Origin of the sequence: Bryocella elongata (genome assembly GCF_900108185.1) — a bacterium.
Taxonomy (GTDB): Bacteria; Acidobacteriota; Terriglobia; order Terriglobales; family Acidobacteriaceae; genus Granulicella; species Granulicella elongata.
This window is the reverse complement of sequence record NZ_FNVA01000009.1, coordinates 1-15,950: the sequence shown is the minus strand read 5'-3', so window position 1 is coordinate 15,950 and position 15,950 is coordinate 1. Positions and strand designations below refer to the sequence as shown.

At 62.3% G+C, this 15,950-nt stretch carries 15 protein-coding genes and 1 tRNA gene; 3 read left to right on the top strand and 13 right to left on the bottom strand.

Annotated elements, in window-relative coordinates:
* Nucleotides 1-104 precede the first annotated feature (104 nt).
* From C4S68_RS21100 to C4S68_RS21060, 9 genes are all read right to left on the bottom strand, one after another.
* The gene (locus C4S68_RS21100) at nt 105-1,931 is read right to left on the bottom strand and encodes an outer membrane beta-barrel protein (protein WP_103935116.1); all 1,827 of its coding nucleotides are present in this window, start codon (nt 1,929-1,931) and stop codon (nt 105-107) included.
* Nucleotides 1,932-2,048: 117 nt separating this feature from the next.
* On the bottom strand, nt 2,049-3,188 hold the full coding sequence (locus tag C4S68_RS21095; RefSeq protein ID WP_103935115.1) for a PAS domain S-box protein: 1,140 nt from the start codon (nt 3,186-3,188) through the stop codon (nt 2,049-2,051).
* A 187-nt stretch (nt 3,189-3,375) separates the two neighbouring features.
* Nucleotides 3,376-4,422 (bottom strand): cyclic dehypoxanthinyl futalosine synthase, encoded by a 1,047-nt coding sequence (mqnC, locus tag C4S68_RS21090; protein WP_103935114.1) that lies wholly within the window; start codon nt 4,420-4,422, stop codon nt 3,376-3,378.
* A gap of 83 nt (nt 4,423-4,505) precedes the next feature.
* The gene (locus tag C4S68_RS21085) at nt 4,506-5,117 is read right to left on the bottom strand and encodes a PadR family transcriptional regulator (protein WP_103935113.1); all 612 of its coding nucleotides are present in this window, start codon (nt 5,115-5,117) and stop codon (nt 4,506-4,508) included.
* Between the two features lie 197 nt (nt 5,118-5,314).
* Nucleotides 5,315-6,811 (bottom strand): protoporphyrinogen oxidase, encoded by a 1,497-nt coding sequence (hemG, locus tag C4S68_RS21080; RefSeq protein ID WP_103935112.1) that lies wholly within the window; start codon nt 6,809-6,811, stop codon nt 5,315-5,317.
* Between the two features lie 145 nt (nt 6,812-6,956).
* Nucleotides 6,957-7,967: a ferrochelatase gene (locus tag C4S68_RS21075; protein WP_103935111.1), complete on the bottom strand. Its 1,011-nt coding sequence runs from the start codon at nt 7,965-7,967 to the stop codon at nt 6,957-6,959.
* Nucleotides 7,968-8,115: 148 nt separating this feature from the next.
* Nucleotides 8,116-8,889 carry a hypothetical protein gene (locus tag C4S68_RS21070; RefSeq protein WP_103935110.1) on the bottom strand — a complete coding sequence of 258 codons (774 nt, stop codon included), beginning with the start codon at nt 8,887-8,889 and terminating at the stop codon, nt 8,116-8,118.
* Entirely contained in the window at nt 8,886-9,596 is a 711-nt protein-coding gene (locus C4S68_RS21065; protein ID WP_103935109.1) for a hypothetical protein, read from the bottom strand. Before C4S68_RS21065 ends, C4S68_RS21070 begins: the two co-directional genes overlap by 4 nt.
* Nucleotides 9,593-10,138, bottom strand: coding sequence for an RNA polymerase sigma factor (locus C4S68_RS21060; protein WP_103935108.1), 546 nt, complete (start codon nt 10,136-10,138; stop codon nt 9,593-9,595). Before C4S68_RS21060 ends, C4S68_RS21065 begins: the two co-directional genes overlap by 4 nt.
* A gap of 99 nt (nt 10,139-10,237) precedes the next feature.
* Here C4S68_RS21060 and C4S68_RS21055 point away from each other — a divergent pair, with 99 nt between their 5' ends.
* A complete protein-coding gene (locus C4S68_RS21055; RefSeq protein ID WP_103935107.1) occupies nt 10,238-10,612 on the top strand; it encodes a cupin domain-containing protein in 375 nt (124 codons plus the stop codon).
* 79 nt (nt 10,613-10,691) lie between these two features.
* On the opposite strand, the gene hemE is transcribed toward C4S68_RS21055, so the two are convergent.
* The 3 genes from hemE to C4S68_RS21040 all read right to left on the bottom strand — a co-directional run bounded on the left by hemE (nt 10,692) and on the right by C4S68_RS21040 (nt 13,253).
* Nucleotides 10,692-11,789: a uroporphyrinogen decarboxylase gene (gene hemE / locus C4S68_RS21050; RefSeq protein ID WP_235011768.1), complete on the bottom strand. Its 1,098-nt coding sequence runs from the start codon at nt 11,787-11,789 to the stop codon at nt 10,692-10,694.
* Nucleotides 11,790-11,879: 90 nt separating this feature from the next.
* Complete coding sequence (locus C4S68_RS21045) at nt 11,880-12,494, bottom strand: outer membrane beta-barrel protein (protein WP_103935105.1); 615 nt, start codon at nt 12,492-12,494, stop codon at nt 11,880-11,882.
* 141 nt (nt 12,495-12,635) lie between these two features.
* Nucleotides 12,636-13,253 carry an outer membrane beta-barrel protein gene (locus C4S68_RS21040; protein ID WP_160115271.1) on the bottom strand — a complete coding sequence of 206 codons (618 nt, stop codon included), beginning with the start codon at nt 13,251-13,253 and terminating at the stop codon, nt 12,636-12,638.
* A gap of 256 nt (nt 13,254-13,509) precedes the next feature.
* On the opposite strand from C4S68_RS21040, the gene C4S68_RS21035 reads away from it, so the two are divergent.
* Nucleotides 13,510-14,052, top strand: coding sequence for an inorganic diphosphatase (locus tag C4S68_RS21035; protein ID WP_103935103.1), 543 nt, complete (start codon nt 13,510-13,512; stop codon nt 14,050-14,052).
* Between the two features lies 1 nt (nt 14,053).
* On the opposite strand, the gene C4S68_RS21030 is transcribed toward C4S68_RS21035, so the two are convergent.
* The gene (locus C4S68_RS21030) at nt 14,054-15,403 is read right to left on the bottom strand and encodes an APC family permease (protein WP_235011767.1); all 1,350 of its coding nucleotides are present in this window, start codon (nt 15,401-15,403) and stop codon (nt 14,054-14,056) included.
* A gap of 164 nt (nt 15,404-15,567) precedes the next feature.
* Here C4S68_RS21030 and C4S68_RS21025 point away from each other — a divergent pair.
* A tRNA-Ser gene (locus tag C4S68_RS21025) sits at nt 15,568-15,661 on the top strand.
* The last annotated feature ends 289 nt before the right edge of the window (nt 15,662-15,950 follow it).

Here is a 15,950-nt window from a genome sequence, read left to right as displayed (position 1 = left end):
CCAGATGCGAAAAGTCGAACAGGGTTCGGGCAGGCTTCCGAGCGCAAAGGAAAATGCCCGGTCCGCATCTGCGGACCGGGCATTTCTTTCTGGGTGGCTGCCGGTTAGAAGATGATCTTTCCGACCAGTTGGGTGTTGAAGGCCTCGCCGGCGCCGATGCCAGGAGCCCCGTTGTAGTCGCCGATGGTGTCGTAGAGCTGAGAGCTTCCGCCCACCGAAGGTGACGGCGGAGCGAAGTTCGTACGGTTGAAGAGGTTGAACATCTCGGCGCGCAACTGGAGTATTACGCGTTCGGTGATCTTCGTGTCTTTGAATACCGAGAAGTCCACGTCGCTGTAGCCGGGGGCATAAAAGGCGTTGCGACGACTCGTCCCGAAGGTGCCGGGGGTGGGATCGGCGAAGGCGGAGAGATCGATCCAGTTGGCCGTGGTGCTCTGGCCCTGGTAGCCGACGCGTGCCGGCCCGATCTGTACAGCGCGGTCATTGCCTTCGTTCGTTCCACTGATGTCTCCGGAGGCGTGGACGGTGAAGGGCTGGCCACCATGGAAGGTCAGCAGGCTGTTTAGCTGCCAGCCATTCGTCAGCGCACGGAAGCGGGCGGTGCCGGGTACCTGGTAGCTGATGAAGCTGACAAAGGTGTTTCGGGTGTCAAAGTCCGAGTTGCCGTAGTCGCCCTTGAAGTTGAGGTTGTTCTGCGGGAGGGCGCCACGGTAGGCGGTGACCTCGTCGAGAGCGTGCGACCAGGTGTAGGTGGTCGACGAGGACAGGCGATGCCAGTTGCTGATGCGCAGCGTGGCCTGCAGGGAGTTGTAGTTCGACGTACCGATGCTCTCTACCTGGTTGATGTTGCCGTACTGCGAATACTGGCTGAAGTACGGACGTGTGACCTGGCGCTGTGAGTCGGTAGCGTAGACGCCCGGCTTCGCCTGGTTGATATCAAGCAAGCTGAGAAGATGGCGCGCTTCAGAACCGACATAGCCAAGTTCGGCGATGACGTTAGGAGTCAGGCTGCGCTCCACGTTGGCGTTGTAGTTCTCGTTATAGGACGGCCGGAAGTTCGGGTCGATGGAGAACACACCGCAAGGTGAAGTCGCGGAGCACGGAGATCCATTGAGCGCCGAAGGAAAGATTGCGACGCCGCTCTGGATCTCAGTCTGGGCCTGTGCGGTAGCGCCGACGGTGTAGACAGGGTTGGGACCGCCGGGATTACCTTCGACGCCGTTAGGAGCCTGGTTGCCTGGACGATTGTCGAGGAACGGATTGAGGTTCGGCGTATCCGCGTAGAAGCCATAGCCTGCGCGAAAGACGGTCTTGCTATCCAAGGAGTAGCTGGCGCCGACGCGAGGGCTGAAGTTCTTGAAGTAGCGGGGATACAGGTTCGCGATCTGCGAGCCCTGGAACGCCAGACCATTGCTGGAGGTTAGAGCCGGCCGGAAGATAGACATGTTCTGGCTGCTGTTGTGCAGCGGCCCTCCGTAGTCGTAGCGGATGCCGTAGTTGAAGTTGAACTTCGGCGTGATCTGCCAGGTGTCCCCGGCGTTTAGAAACCACGTGTTGACGTAGACAAAGCGCTCTGGATTTCCGATGGCGATGGAAGCTGCGGAGACCTGCCCGGAGAGGAAGTCGGCGAGCGGAGCGATGAACGAATCGGGGTTATAGCTGGGGTTCTTTGCTTGAATCTCGGCGGCAACTCGTGTTCCGTCGAAGGTAAATGCACCGACCGCATGCCGCTTGTAGAACTCGTCCAGGCGAGCGTTGCGATACTCTCCGCCAAAGCGCATCTGGTGCCTGCCTTTGACCCAGGAAAGCTGATCGGTGAGATGCCCGGTCATATCGCTGCGGCCCTCAGGAGGCGTGAGGCCGACGGGATCGAACGCTCCACTGGCCGAGCTGGTTCCCCCGCCTGTAGCGTTGGCGTTGCCGATGTCCAACCAGCAAGACTCTTCGGCGAAAGATATCCACACTCACTCTAGTTGTGGTAACTCGCGTAAATGGCAAATGCCCCGCTCTCATCGCGGGGCATTGCCATTGGAGTCTGGTGTGAGGTCTCAGTCGGCCGCGCTAAGCATTTCGCTCAGATGCGCAAAGTTGAACTCCGCGTCCAGCGCCGTGCGGCGGTTCGCATCGAGCGTCTGGCGGGTCACCAACGCAACGCGCTCCAGTTCCTTCGCCGCGAGTTCAAGCATCTCGCGCACATGCACTGGGTCGTCCGCGCACTCCTTCGCAAGGTAAAGCAGGTTCATCAAAGCTTCCAGCGGGTTGTTCACGTGATGAGCCAGCTTCGCGGCGAGGCGGGTCGCCGTGGCCAGCTTCTCCGCCTGCACGAGAGATCGCTCCAACTCCTTGCGTTGAGAGATGTCACGCAGGAACTGTGAACCCCCATGGACGACTCCAGATTCATCCAGCAACGGAGAGACCGACACGGATACCTCAACGGCTTCGCCGAGCCGTGTTGTCCGTACGCTCTCGAAGGAGTCGATCCTTTTTCCGGAAAGAACCTGCTCAACAATGCAGGTCTCGTCCTCGATGCGATCCTTGGGAACGATCGCGTCGACCTGGCTGCCGAGCATCTCCTGCGCGGTGTATCCCAGCAGGCGCTCCGCCGCTGCATTCCAGCTGGTGATTGCACTGTTGAGGTCATGGGTGATGATGGCGTCGGCGGAGCATTCGACGATGGCCGCGAGCTGCAGGCGGGAGCGTTCCGCCGCCCGCTGACGCGTGATGTTCCGCGATATGGTGGTTGCGCCGATTACCTCGCCGCGCGCGTTTGTGAGCGGCGAGACCGTCATCGAGACCTCGATCTCACTGCCCTCGCGGGTCAATCGCGCCGTCTCATAGTGGGAGCCGCGGTCTCCGCCGCGTAGGCGTCGAATGATCTCCATCTCCTCGTGATGGAGGCGCGGCGGAATGAGCCGCAGCAGGGAGTGGCCGATCATCTCGTGCGCCTCCCAACCAAAGATTGCAGTCGCTGCCGGATTCCAGCTCGTCACGATGCTGGAAAGATTCTTGGTGATGATCGCGTCATCGGTGGAGCGGACGATCGCCTCCAGCAAAGAGCTGAAGGACTCGCTGTTCACTCGAGGGAGGGATACAGGAAGCATGCCACGGTGCGTCAGCGACGACAGCGGAGATCCCGACAAGGCAGGAGTGAAGGCCGGCTTTCCGGAGGTGTGATTCGGGTCGCGCATCGGTCCTCAGAAGTGGAGTCCTCTCCAACTCCATCGAACACGATATAAGTCCATTAGGGAAGCAGCAGAGGACCTTTGGACATGCACCTTTTGGGGAGGGCGCGTTACCACAATGGCGTGGTTTGGCCCCATCCCGGACCGATCAATCCACTATGCGGGACAGATGCTCGCTTGCGGGACAGACGCGTTAGTTGAGGAACATCGTGGTGTAGAGGGTGTCGCGCTGCACGGGCTTGAAGCCGGCGTCGCGAATGATGCGGCGCAGCTCTTCCTCTGTCGTGCAGTTGGAGGTGCCTGCGGCCTTCACCACGTTCTCTTCAAGCATCACAGAACCCACATCGTTGCCGCCGAAGCGGAGGCCCATCTGCAACACCTTGAGGCCCTGCGTCACCCAGCTGGCCTGCACGTTCTCGATGTTGTCGAGATACATGCGGCTGATCGCGAGCGTCTTCAGGTACTCGACCGAGGTAGCCTCGTCCCAGCCGCGGCCGCCGAGCGCGGTGTTGTGCGGCTGGAAGCTCCAAGGGATGAAGGCGGTGAATCCGCCGGTCTCTTCCTGCAGCTGGCGCACCACCTCAAAGTGGTTGACGCGATGTTCCATGGTCTCGCCGACACCAAACATCATGGTCGCGGTGGTGCGCATACCGAGCTGGTGAGCCGTCCGATGGACGCTGAGCCAGTCTTCAGTGCGGCACTTGAGCCGGGCAATGCGCGCGCGGACTTCGTCGTCGAGGATCTCGGCGCCGCCGCCGGGGATGGAGTCGAGCCCGGCGTCGCGCAGGCGGGCGATCGTTGTGTGCAGGTCCAACTCCGAATATTCGGCGATGGCGAGGATCTCGCTCGCGCTCAGGCAGTGCAGCCAGATCTGCGGATAGCGCTGCTTGATGCCTGTGAAGAGGCTCTCGAACCAGTCGATCTTCAGGTCAGGATGGATGCCACCCTGCATCAGCACGCCGGTGCCACCCATGTCGACCGTCTCACGAATCTTGTCGTAGATGGTGTCGAAGTCGAGGATGTAGCCTTCCGCCGCGAGCTTGCCCTTCAGCGGCCGGTAGAACGCGCAGAAGGTGCAGTACTCGGTGCAGAAGTTCGTGTAGTTGATGTTGCGGTCGATGATGTAGCTGACCACACCTTCAGGATGGAGCTTGCGGCGCAGTGCGTCCGCCTCCATACCAATGCCGATGAGGTCGTCGGACGCGAAACAATCAAGAGCCTGCTGGCGAGTGATGCCCATGGGGACATTTTACGCCCGGCGATTGCATGATCTCTGGTGCCCCGGGTCCGGACCTTCGGACCCGGGCTCGGTCCCATCCGCATCTACATTGTGTCGATGGTCCGCGCTGCCGTTCGTATGGCTTCGAGGATCTTCTCGACCTGCTCCTGCGTGACCGGCTTGCCGGCCTCGCGGGCGCGGAGCGCGGCGCGCAGCATGGAGCCGCGCAGCTCCTGGAAGGCCTGCCGGATCAGCGGGGAGCGGCCGCCGTGGAAGGCCTCGCCCGAGTTGTCGACGCGGTCGGTGACCTCGCGGAGGCGGTCCGCGTTCGCGGTCAGCTCCGCGCGGCCCTCGTCGGTGATGCCGTAGACCTTGCGGCTACCTTCCGTGGGCTCGATGCGGGCGAAGCCGCGCTCTTCCAGTAGCGTGAGGGTGGGGTAGATGACGCCGGGACTCGGCGCATAGCCGCCTCCCATGCGTTGTTCGATGGCCTTGATGAGTTCGTAGCCGTAGCTGGGCTTCTCGGCCAGCAGTTGCAGGATGAGGAGTTGGAGTTCGCCGCCGTCAAACAGGCGCTCGCGGCCTCCGAAGCCGCGCTCGTGCCGTCCGGGGCCAAAGCCGCGGCGGCCAAACATGGCAAAGGCGTGCTCGCGGGGGCCGCAGCCACGGCCTCCAAAGCCTTCACGTTCAGCATGATGTATAAATTTGTTCCACATAGTGGGGTACTTCCTTTCCGTCTTACGATCGCGATCACGATAGATCGGCGATGTATCGAAGACATATCGAAGACATATCTAAGATATATCGAAACGGCATTCGGATTCAGACTGAACTGAAGATTCTTAGATCGGCCTCCCGGACTGGCCTTCGCGGAACCGGAGGGTCTCTCCGGTTGGGAAGGGAAGGATATTGCCTAAACGGAGAGACTCTCCGCTATGCGACGAGCTTCGCGGGCAAGATCCGGCATGCCGACCCCGCGGTATGCGTTGCCGAGCAGATGCAGTCCCGGGATGCGACGGACAAACGAATCCAGCTGCGCCATGCGATCCAGATGCCCCACCTCATACTGCGGCAGCGAGCGAGGCCAGCGACGGACGGTCGTGTGTGCAGGATCGGGCATGGGCCCGAGGATGGCGCGCAGCTGCTGGAGGGCCGCTGCTGCGACCTGTTCATCAGAGGAGCGGGACAGCGCGTCGGCGGAGGCTCCGCCAAAGAACGCGCGCATCACGCGGGCTCCGGAGGGTGCACGGAAGGGGAACTTCTGGTCGACGAAGGTGCAGGCTAAGAGCGAGGGTCCAGGGTCCAGGGCCAGGGGCTCAGAAGGCGAAGCGTTCGAAGCCGGTGGGACCAAGAAGCCGAAGCCTTTGGGGATGGTGAACTGGCTGGCCAGTTCGGCGGGCCAGGCGAAGGCGGCGAGGATCGCTGAGCTGGCCTCGGACGGTGTCAGGGAGAGAAAACCGCCGAGCGATAGCCCGGTCATATCAACCGCCTCGACGGGTGCAAGCAGCTCACGCACGGCATCGAGTGACGTAGCGACGATCAACTCGGCGAAAGGTCCTTCGGCCCTCCGCTTCTTCCCGACCGTCATATCGATCGTCCACTCGCTGCCACCTCGGTCATCCACGCGAAAGAGGCTGTAGGCGCGGTGCTGCAGGTGAAGCCGTTCTGGTGGCAGCTTCGCGATGAGTGCGTCGACGAGCGAGCCCATACCGCGCTTGAGTGAGGTGAAGATCGGCTGAGTCTTACGATGACCGCGCAGCGCCGCCTTCTCTTGCAACGCCACGATCAGCGAACCGTAGTCTCGCTCCATCGCGACGAACTGCGGCATTACGGAACGGACGCTAAGCTTCGCGACATCACCACCAAAGACGCCGGAGAGCAGTGGGGCCGCGAGGGTGCGTGTGACGTCTTCCCCGAAGTGCCGTGTGCAGAAGCTCGCCACGGACTCGTCTGCGTCGGGTGCATCGCGCTTGAGCTCTTCGGAGATCAGCACCTCGCGGGCGTAGGCCTGCTTCGCGCTCTCGGAGAACAGCGGCGAGCCTTCGAGCGCGCCGAGGTCGGTGGGGACCATCATGCGCATGCCGTCGGGGATGGCCTGCAGCTGGCCGTTGACGAGAACCCACGTCTTGCGGGTCTCATCCTTCGAGTAGAGGATGTCGTTTTCGAGGCCAAGCTCGATGGCAAGCTCGCGCAGCCAGGGCTTCTCGCTCACCCAGCCGTCGGGGCCACCTTCGAGGACGTACTCGCCTTCGGGCGTGCTGATACGGGTCGTCTCAAGGATGCCGCCGAGACGATTGCTGGCCTCGTAGAGATGCCAGTCCAGCGCTTCACCAGCGCGGCGGCGCTTCTCGAGTTCATACGCTGCGGTAAGGCCGGAGATGCCGCCGCCGAGGATGGCGATTCGTTTCATAAAGGCAGATACGAGATGCTAGATGCGGGTTTGGTTCGAGTGCCCAGTTTGCCAGTCTCCAGCTGCCAGTTTGTGTTGCAGGGCTTGAGGAGAAGGATGGGATCGAGTTCCGGGTTATCAGCTGCGAGCTTCGAGTTCGTTCTTGTTAGGACTGGACGGTCTTCGCAATAGCCTGGATGAGCGTCGGAGAATCATTGAGGCTCATGGCGCGCGTCACGTCGATGCCTAGCGGCTTGGCGAAGTCGCGGAAGGCGACGTCGATGTCGTAGAGGATCTCGACGTGGTCGCAGAGGAAGCCGACTGGCTGCATCACTACCGACTTGATGCCTTCCTGCGCGAGTGCGGTGAGCGTGTCTTCGACTGACGGGCCGAGCCATGGAGCGCCGGCGATGCCCTGGCTCTGGAAGCTGAAGACCCACTCGCTGTCCTTGAGGCCAAGCTCTGCGGCGATCTCCATGGCGGTCTGCTTGCACTCGACGGGATAGGGATCGCCTTCGTCGTGGGTGCCGTAGTTCTGCAGGCCGTCGGCGGGCACGGGAGCCCCGGGAGCATGCGCAGAGCCGATCGCGGCCTCCTCATGATTGGCCGGGCGAATGGTGCGGCAGGGAACGGAATGCGCGGTGAAGAGCACCATCGCGTTGGGATCTGACTCGCGGGCCTTGTCGAGGGCGACCTTCATGCGCTCGGCGAAGGCCTTGGAGAGCAGGGGCTCATGCGCCCAGCCGGCGATGAAGTCATAGGTGAAGGCGCCTTCGTCGGCCTTGTCGAGAGCGCGCTTGTAGAGGCCGGTCGAGGTGCGGGACTTCTGCGGCGCCATGCAGAGCACCGTGGCATGCTGCACGCCATCGGCTTTCATCTCTGCGACGGCATCGGCGATGAGGGGCTTCCAGTTGCGCATGCCCACGTAGACCTTGCGGCCCAGGGCTTCACTCAGCAGCTTGCCTTGGAGGAGCGTCCAGCGGGTGAGCGGCGGTCCTTCAGGCAGCGGTTCTTCCTTGAGGCCGATCTCGGCGTAGCGGTGCTGCAGCTCCTCGACGACATGCTGCGGCATAGGGCGACCGCCGGTGACGTTGGCAAGGTAGGCGGACATCTCGCTCAGCACATCAGGTGTGCCGTGCGCGAGCAGCAGGATGGCGGGTTCGTTCGAGCTGGACATGCAGGATCTATCGTATCGAAGCTGCGCGTGCCCTGGCGTGACGAACCGCACAGGACGCATATCCGCCGCGTTCCTTGTGATCGCAGAAAAACGGGGCGCGGTTGAGGAGAGCCGCGCCCCGTGCAAGATCTGCTGCTGCTGCGCTGCTCTAAGGCAGCACATCCATGACGACGACGATGTCCAGCCGTCGCGTGGTTCCGCTGATGTCCACCGCGCCCAGCGATACAGGCTTACCCGGCGTCAGGAACGCTGTACCCTGCAGGACGGCCTGGCGGATGACAGGTTCGGCGACCCCGGCGATGGTATTGCTGGTCTCCGCGCCGGACTCCTCGACCTTGCTCTGCAGTCGGACACCGTTGGCCAGCTCGTCGAGCGTGGCATCGAAGTTCATGCCTACGTCGAGGTAGGTGAACTGCGTCTGCGCGGCGTTGTGGTCGGTGGAGTAGGAGCCCGTCGCGACGGGGATCTTGGAACCCTGCTTGAGCGTGGTGCGCTGGCCGCCGACCACGATCATCGAGAAGTGCTGCGTGCCGACAGGCTTGCCGTTGTCCACATCGGTGAGGGTGTAGGTGAGCTTGTAGGTCTTCTTCGGCCGGTCGAGATCATGGAGCAACTTCTCGACGATGAGGAGCTGGTCCGGCGGAGCATCGACGACGACGGCGTTCTGGGAGCTGACGAGAAAGATGCGTACGCCGGGATCGACCATGTTGCGCAACGCGACCATGATCTCGTTGGACTCATTGCCCTGGATGGAGTTCGAAAAGTAGAAGGTCTTGAGCGTGCAGTTGGTTTGCTCCAGGCAGTTGACATGATGTGGTGGGGGTTCCTTTGCCACGGGTTTGTCCTGCGCGAGAAGTACGGGCGCAAGCACTGCAAGTGCGAGAGCAGCGGTGCGTCGGGCGACTGTAGCGAGTGTGATCATGGCTGTTCGTTTCCTTGCTTCGAGGTACTTGTGGAATTTGTGGAAGTGCTCGCTTCGGTCCATTGCGACGCGAAGAAGCGATTGAAGTCGGCGCGCTCGCGCTGAAACTCGAGGTCGCGAAGGTTGGGGTCGAGGACGGCCAGCTGCTGCGGTTCGCCGCTGCTGACCAGCATCACCATGTGGCGCTCCTCGCGCGTAAGAGGCACGGGCGGCGAGGGATGGCTCGGGGCACTGGCCTCGGCGATGGCCAGGGGATCGCAGTGGCAGGTCGTGGGATCGAGATCTGCCGCGAGAATCGGGCGGGGCGTATCGATATGAGGCAGCTGCTCATGATGAGGCGGCTGCGCATTGCGAGGACGAGTGAGCGGTGGATGGGGGACGGTGTTCGCAGCCTGCTGTGGCGCATCCGGTTGCGCCGCGACCGGGTCGTGATGTGCGGTAACCTGTTGCGTCGCGCGATGAACTCGCGGAACGATCACGATGGCTGCGAGGACCGCAGCAGCGGCAAGTCCCGCGAGCGTCCATGAGAGCCGTGGCGTGATGATCCATGGGCGTCGGGGCGATTCGTGTTTCTCGCTCCGCGTTTGGCGCTGGGCAAGCGCGGCGAGCACGCGTTGCTCCATGTGCGCTGGTGTTGTGCTCGAAAGCCCGCGGAGCACGCGGTCGATATCCTGATTCATCTGTTGTTCGAGATCGTGTGCGTTCAAGCGTAGCCTCCTTTCTTCAGCCGTTCCTTCAATCGTGTGCGGGCTCGGAAGAGCAGGGCTCGCACGGCAGATTCGCTTCGTTCCAGCACGCCCGCAATCTCTGCGGTCGAAAGCTCTTCGACGCCCGTGAGCAGTAGCGTCTGGCGCTCCAGCTTCGGGAGCCCGTCCATGGCTGCGAGCACGGCTCGCAGACGTCGCATGGCATCCACTGCGTCGTCGGCGGGCTGCCCTGTGGCCACAAGCTGCGCGAGAACCAACTCATCCGAGTCCGCAGGCTTGAGCTTTCTGCGCCTGTCGAGCGCGAGATTCCACGCAATGCGGATGAGCCAGACGCGAAGGTCGAGCACCTCGGGCAGGCGCTTGCGGTGCTCGAGCACGCGCACGAACGTGTCCTGCACGACGTCTTCTGCCTCAGCCGCGTTGCGCACCACCGAGTACGCCACGCGGTACAGCGTGGACGCGTGCGATTGAACCAAAGCGATGAGGTCGACATGCTCTGTCTTCGCGAGGCCGCCAGCCGCCTGCGTGCGCGGCAGCGCCATCCCGGTGCCCTCCACTGCTGTGCTCATCTATGGGGAAAGACGGCGCAGCGCGAAAAGCGCTCGGGGAAATTTTCGTGGCGAAATGTTAGTCTGCGGCTCATGAGCAAGCAGTACGAGCCTATTCGCATCGGCGAGAAGTTTGCGAAGATTCCCGACCTATGGAAGCCGCGCGTGGTCGCTGAGATGAACGACTACCAGTTCAAGCTGGTGCGGCTGGAGGGCGACTTCGTGTGGCACTCCCACGCCGACACGGACGAGGCGTTCCTCATCGTCGAGGGAGAACTGCGGATTGATTTTCGCGATGGTGCGGTGACGCTTGGGCCGGGAGAGATGTATGTGGTCCCGCGCGGGGTCGAGCACAAGCCGTTCGCCGCATCCGAGGTGCGAGTGATGCTCATCGAGCCGCGCGGGGTGGTGAACACGGGCGACGGCGACACGCTCGAGCGCACCGCGGCGAACGATGTGTGGGTCTGAGTTTGTGAACTGTAGAGGGGCGAGGTCTTCAGGGACTCAGGCACGAGGAAAAATCACTCGCACCGGAGTCCCGCTTGTCCTAGCCGTGCTGCTTGATCAGCTCCACGACTTTGATCACGTTGTCCACGGGGGTTCCGGGGACGATGCCGTGGCCCAGGTTGAAGATGTGGCCGGGGCGCTTGTTGGCGAGCGCGAGGATCTCCTTCACGCGGGCTTCGAGCACCGACTCCGGAGCGAAGAGGGTGATGGGGTCGAGGTTGCCCTGCACTGCGACGCCTGAGCCTGCGAGCTTCCAGCCTTCGTCGAGCGGCACGCGCCAGTCGAGGCCGAGTACGTCCGCGCCGGTCTCGCTGAAGGTGGGCAGCAGGGAAGCGGTATCGACGCCGAAGTAGATGACGGGGACGCCCATGGCGCGGATGCGCTTGATGAGCTCGGTCGTTGGTGCGAGGCAGTAGTCGCGATAGTCGGAGACGGACAAAGCGCCAGCCCAGCTATCGAAGACCTGGATGACGTCCGCGCCGGCGTTCACCTGCTGCTGGGCGTACTCGGTGAGCACGGCGATGAGCTTTTCCATCAGCAACGGCCAGGCTTTGGCGTCGGGCGAGCCGGGAAGGGAGCTGGCGTACATCAGCTTCTTGGTGTCGATGTAGTTGCGCGAGCTTCCGCCCTCGATCATGTAGCTGGCGAGCGTAAACGGTGCGCCGCAGAAGCCGATGATCCCGAGGGTATCGCCATCGGCGCGAGGAGCTTCGAAGTGCTTCGCGACGATCTCGATGGCCTTCGCGACATAGCCGAGCTCCTCGGCGCGATCGGTGCGCAGGGCTTCGACGTGTGCGAGCGAGCGCACGGGCTGGTGCACCACAGGGCCTTCGCCGTTGACGAACTCGAAGTCGAGGCCCATGGGCGTGAAGGGCAGCAGAAGGTCAGCGAAGATGATGGCGGCGTCGACGCCGAGTCGCTCGGCCGCGGTGATGGTGACTTCGGCGGCGACCTGTGGCGTACGGCAGATCTCCAGCAGCGAATGGTTCTTGCGGACGGCCATGTACTCCGGCATGTAGCGGCCGGCCTGGCGCAGAAACCATACAGGGGTGCGATCGACAGGCTGGCGGAGGCAGGCGCGGACGAAGCGGCTGGAGCCTGGGGGTGCGACGGAGGCGGGGACGAGGATCTCAGACAAGAGGCGGTTCACTCCTGCTGAAAAGCGTAGCATCGTCCGCCGCCAGAGCCGCGTGACGCGCCTCACGCAGGTTTGCGTGAGGCGATTTCTCTAGTGCATCGCGTGGTCATACTTTTGTTTGAAGGGAATGTGCCACGTCACACCGAAGGTGACGACGTTGGGTGACAGCGAGTAGTTCGTGCCCAGGTTCCACATCTCGTGCTGGTAGTCGAGCTTGACCTGGAAGTTGCGGAAGACGTCGATGTCGACGCCGATGCCGGGCGATTTCACAAATCCTCCGCTGCTGGCATTGGTGGGATTGGCGAAGTTGTAGCCTATGCTCCCTCGGCCGAAGAGGAAGTCGGCGTAGGGATGGAAGCGCTTGATGTCGTACTGAGCGCGTGGCCCGACGAGGAAGAAGTTCTCGTTGACGATGGGCCCATGGCTGAGCGTGAAGCGCGTCTCGATGCCAGGCTTCACGGGGAACTTGAAGTACCGTGTTGCATTGCCGCCGAAGGTGAAGCCACTGTCGCGCTGCTCGGAGTAGTCCGGCGTGACGCTGCTGAAGCCGGCGAAGACGGAGACGTCGGTGGTCTTGGAGGCCGTTGTGGTGGCTTGTGCGTGTAGCGCCGGGGTGCAAGCCACGAGGGCGAGCGCAGCCCGTGCGGCTCCGCGGAGAAGCCGGTGCCGGCGCAGCTTTTCGCTGCACCGCGATGCGTCATTCATCAGGAACTCCCGTCTGCCAGAGACGGCCCCGCACATCCGCGGTGTGCCGGGGCGTCTCACGCTTCATCGTGCAAGCGTGTGGCAATCAGATGGACGGGGAAGGCGTCCCGTGCGGGTTACGCCTGAGGTGATGGCCGGGGTCTAGTGAACGACGCTCTGGTAGTTGGGCTTGGAGGGAAGGCTGTAGGAGATGCCGAGCGTGATCGCGCTAGGATTCAGCGAATCATTTGTGCCCAGGTACCAGAACTGGTATTGGTAGTCGGCCTTCACCCGGAAGTTTCGAATGAGGTCGATGTCGACGCCGCCGCCAGGAGATTTTACGAGGCTGTTGTCGTTGAGGTAGGCGGTGGGATTTGCAGCGTTGACTACGAAGTTGTAGTGAATATCTCCGACGCCAATCAGGAAGTCCGCATAGGGATGAAATCGCCCATAGTTCGTCTGTCCACGCACGCCAAAGAGGTAGGTCTTCTCATTGACGGTCGAGCCGTGGTTGAGCGACACCCGAGCTTCCAGGCTGGGTTTGACGGGGAAGTGAAACGCTCGCGTGATGTTGGCGCCAAAGGTGAAGCCGTTATCGTGAGCCGGACCGTAGTCCGGCTTCAGGTAGCTATAGCCGGCGAATGCCGAGATATCCAACTTCTTGGACGCAGTGGCGGTGGCCTGAGCCTGCGCGGTGGGCGAGCAAACAAGGACCGCAGCGATGGCGGCAAACGCCATGATCGCGCAGACCCGCATTCTCCATAAAATGTGTCGTGTCATCAACATACCGTTGCCCATCGAGGGCGTGCTCCTATGCGTGAGGATACCTTGGACGCTGCCCACGCGACAGTTCCCCATCCGATGCATAGAACCCCACTTCAAGATGGATGGTTGTGGTCGCCCTGGGGTTACTTCCAGTGGGCCGAAGACGATACACTTGGAAGAGTTGGCCTTTTGGCAATGCCGCAACGCATTGAAACAGCGCGGCGCTCGATGGCTGTCTGATCCCAAGTCCTAAAGAGACGACCCACACACTATGCCGAATTACCTGGAACTTCCTATTGGCTCGAAGGCGCCCGACCTCGTCAACGCGGTGATTGAGATCCCGCTGGAGGGCATCAGCAAGTACGAGTACGACAAGGAACTGCATGTCTTCCGCCTGGACCGCAATCTCTTCTCGCCGGTTCACTACCCGGGCGACTACGGCTTCATCCCCAGCACGCTGGGCCACGATGGCGATCCGCTGGATGTGCTCGTTCTGGTGGACACACCGAGCTTCCCGGGCTGCATTCAGACCGTGCGCCCCATCGGTGTGCTCGACATGATCGACCAGGGCCAGGGCGATGAGAAGATCCTTGCCGTGGGCGAAGGCAATCCGCGCTACGACAACATCAACTGCTTCTCGGAGATCTATCCGCACATCCTCAAGGAGATTACGCACTTCTTCTCGATCTACAAGGATCTCGAAGGCAAGCGCGTTGAGGTGAAGGGCTGGAAGGACGCAGACGTAGCCAAGGCCATCATCGTGGAGGCCCAGGAAGCGTTTCTTGCCAAGAAGGCCGAACTGGCAGCGAAGTAGCTTAGGCGCTGCGTTGGCTTAGAGCGCTGCCCACAAGGTAGACGATCGCACCGACCGCTCCGACCAGGGCAGCGAAGAGAAGCGCCGGCATTCCTGCCACGTGCTCTCCCCGGGCTGCCCATAGCGAAAACAGCAGGACACAAGCGGGGCCGACGCCGATGGCGAAGGCCCCGAACCTGCCTCCGGGCACCCGAAACGGTCGCGCCAACGTTGGCTCCTTGCGGCGCAGCACAACCAGCGCGACGAACTCCAGCATGAGCGCGGCGCCATAGAGCACCAGGTCGATGGAGATGAGGCGCTCGAAGCTGAAGTTGAGCGCAAGCGCCCAGATGCCTGCACAGAACAGCACGCTGACCCAGGGCACCCCCTTGGAGGTCTCTCGCGTGAGCAGCCATGCCAGCTCATTGGGCTTGCGGCCCTGCTGGTGTGTTTCAGTCGCTGCGTCCCGCGCCACGGCGAAGGGCACACGCGTGATGCTCATCATCAGCGGATTGAACATGCCCACACCGTTGATCATTCCGCCGAGGACGACCGCGCCTGCCAGCGCCGGGCCGGCCAAAGACCTGGCTGCGTCGGTCCACGCCCCGGTGGTGAAGGCATTGGGCGCAAGGCCGGCAAGGCCGACCGCAAGCAGGGGAACGATGTACGTGAGTGCCACCAGCACCACGGCTGCGAGCATCGCGCGAGGATAATTGCGCTGCGGATTCTCGACCTCCTGCGCCACGGTCGAGGCATTGTCCCAGCCCATGTAGTTCCATACGGTGACGGAGGCCGCGGTCGCGAGATCGCGCGAGCCAACGGGCTGAAGCAGGGCTCCATGTCCGTGGCCATGCCAGCGCCACAGCGCAAAGCCGATCAGCACGACGAACGGCGCGAGCAGCACGATCATCAGCACCACGGAGCTATCGCCCACGGCCTTGGCGCCACGCAGGTTCCACAGCGTGCAGCCGAGAACCACGGCCAGCTCCCAGCCCAGGGCACGATGACCGGCAGTCCAGGTCGGAGCGAAGCGCGCGAGGTACGTGACGAAGATCACCGGGTAGATCGCCATGTCGAAGACGCTCGCAGCCATGGACAGCCAGGCCTCCTGAAAGCCCCAGAAGGGCCCCAGAGCGCGGCGCACCCATACGTAGTAGCCGCCCTCATCGGGAATTGCGCTGGCCAACTCGCCGACCATCAGCGCGACCGGCAGGCTCCAGATCAACGGCACGATGGCGAGCAGAAGAAGTGCCCGCACATAGCCCGCGCCGCCGAGGATGTCCTCCAGCCCATACGGCCCGCCCGCGACCATGAAGTAGGTCGCTCCGATGAGCGGCAGCAGGCGGACACGATCGGTACGGGCCAGGCGCAATCTGTGGGAACCTCGCAGGCGGGGATGGTAGGGTGCTCGATAGAATGTAGCGGAAAACTGTGGCCCGGGTCGGGTCGCGAGTATTGAATGCGCCAGCAGAACTGCCCGCGCGATATGGAAAACACGGGCCCTGCCAGTCAGGTATAATCACGGAACCACCCGCTGGAGAGATGGCCGAGAGGCTGAAGGCGGCGGTTTGCTAAACCGTTATAGGGCCCTAAAGCTCTATCGAGGGTTCGAATCCCTCTCTCTCCGCCATATTGTCTACGCTGAGGATTCTCTCGGCGGCAGAAGCTAAGAGAAGCCCGCGAAAGCGGGCTTTTTGCTTGGAAGGTGCTATTGAGAGAATCCTCTATCGGCGAATCGAATTCGCGATTCTCCGCCATTGTCAGCGAAATCGCAGAAACCGCAATTTTGGCTGAAAAAGAGCAAAACAGGCTACTGGGTCGAGTCTCTAGCTGTGGTGTATCAGCAGGTTATTTACGTTGAGTCCAGATCGGCTGATGGGAGGTTTTCGATCGAGGCTGGTATGAGGTCGATGCCAGTT

Bases quoted from the DNA above. Each gene is read 5' to 3' on its own strand.
- C4S68_RS21095 (WP_103935115.1), bottom strand. From the start codon at position 3,188: ATGCGCGACCCGAATCACACCTCCGGAAAGCCGGCCTTCACTCCTGCC.
- mqnC (WP_103935114.1), bottom strand. From the start codon at position 4,422: ATGGGCATCACTCGCCAGCAGGCTCTTGATTGTTTCGCGTCCGACGAC.
- C4S68_RS21085 (WP_103935113.1), bottom strand. From the start codon at position 5,117: ATGTGGAACAAATTTATACATCATGCTGAACGTGAAGGCTTTGGAGGC.
- hemG (WP_103935112.1), bottom strand. From the start codon at position 6,811: ATGAAACGAATCGCCATCCTCGGCGGCGGCATCTCCGGCCTTACCGCA.
- C4S68_RS21075 (WP_103935111.1), bottom strand. From the start codon at position 7,967: ATGTCCAGCTCGAACGAACCCGCCATCCTGCTGCTCGCGCACGGCACA.
- C4S68_RS21070 (WP_103935110.1), bottom strand. From the start codon at position 8,889: ATGATCACACTCGCTACAGTCGCCCGACGCACCGCTGCTCTCGCACTT.
- C4S68_RS21060 (WP_103935108.1), bottom strand. From the start codon at position 10,138: ATGGCGCTGCCGCGCACGCAGGCGGCTGGCGGCCTCGCGAAGACAGAG.
- C4S68_RS21055 (WP_103935107.1), top strand. From the start codon at position 10,238: ATGAGCAAGCAGTACGAGCCTATTCGCATCGGCGAGAAGTTTGCGAAG.
- C4S68_RS21045 (WP_103935105.1), bottom strand. From the start codon at position 12,494: ATGAATGACGCATCGCGGTGCAGCGAAAAGCTGCGCCGGCACCGGCTT.
- C4S68_RS21040 (WP_160115271.1), bottom strand. From the start codon at position 13,253: ATGACACGACACATTTTATGGAGAATGCGGGTCTGCGCGATCATGGCG.
- C4S68_RS21035 (WP_103935103.1), top strand. From the start codon at position 13,510: ATGCCGAATTACCTGGAACTTCCTATTGGCTCGAAGGCGCCCGACCTC.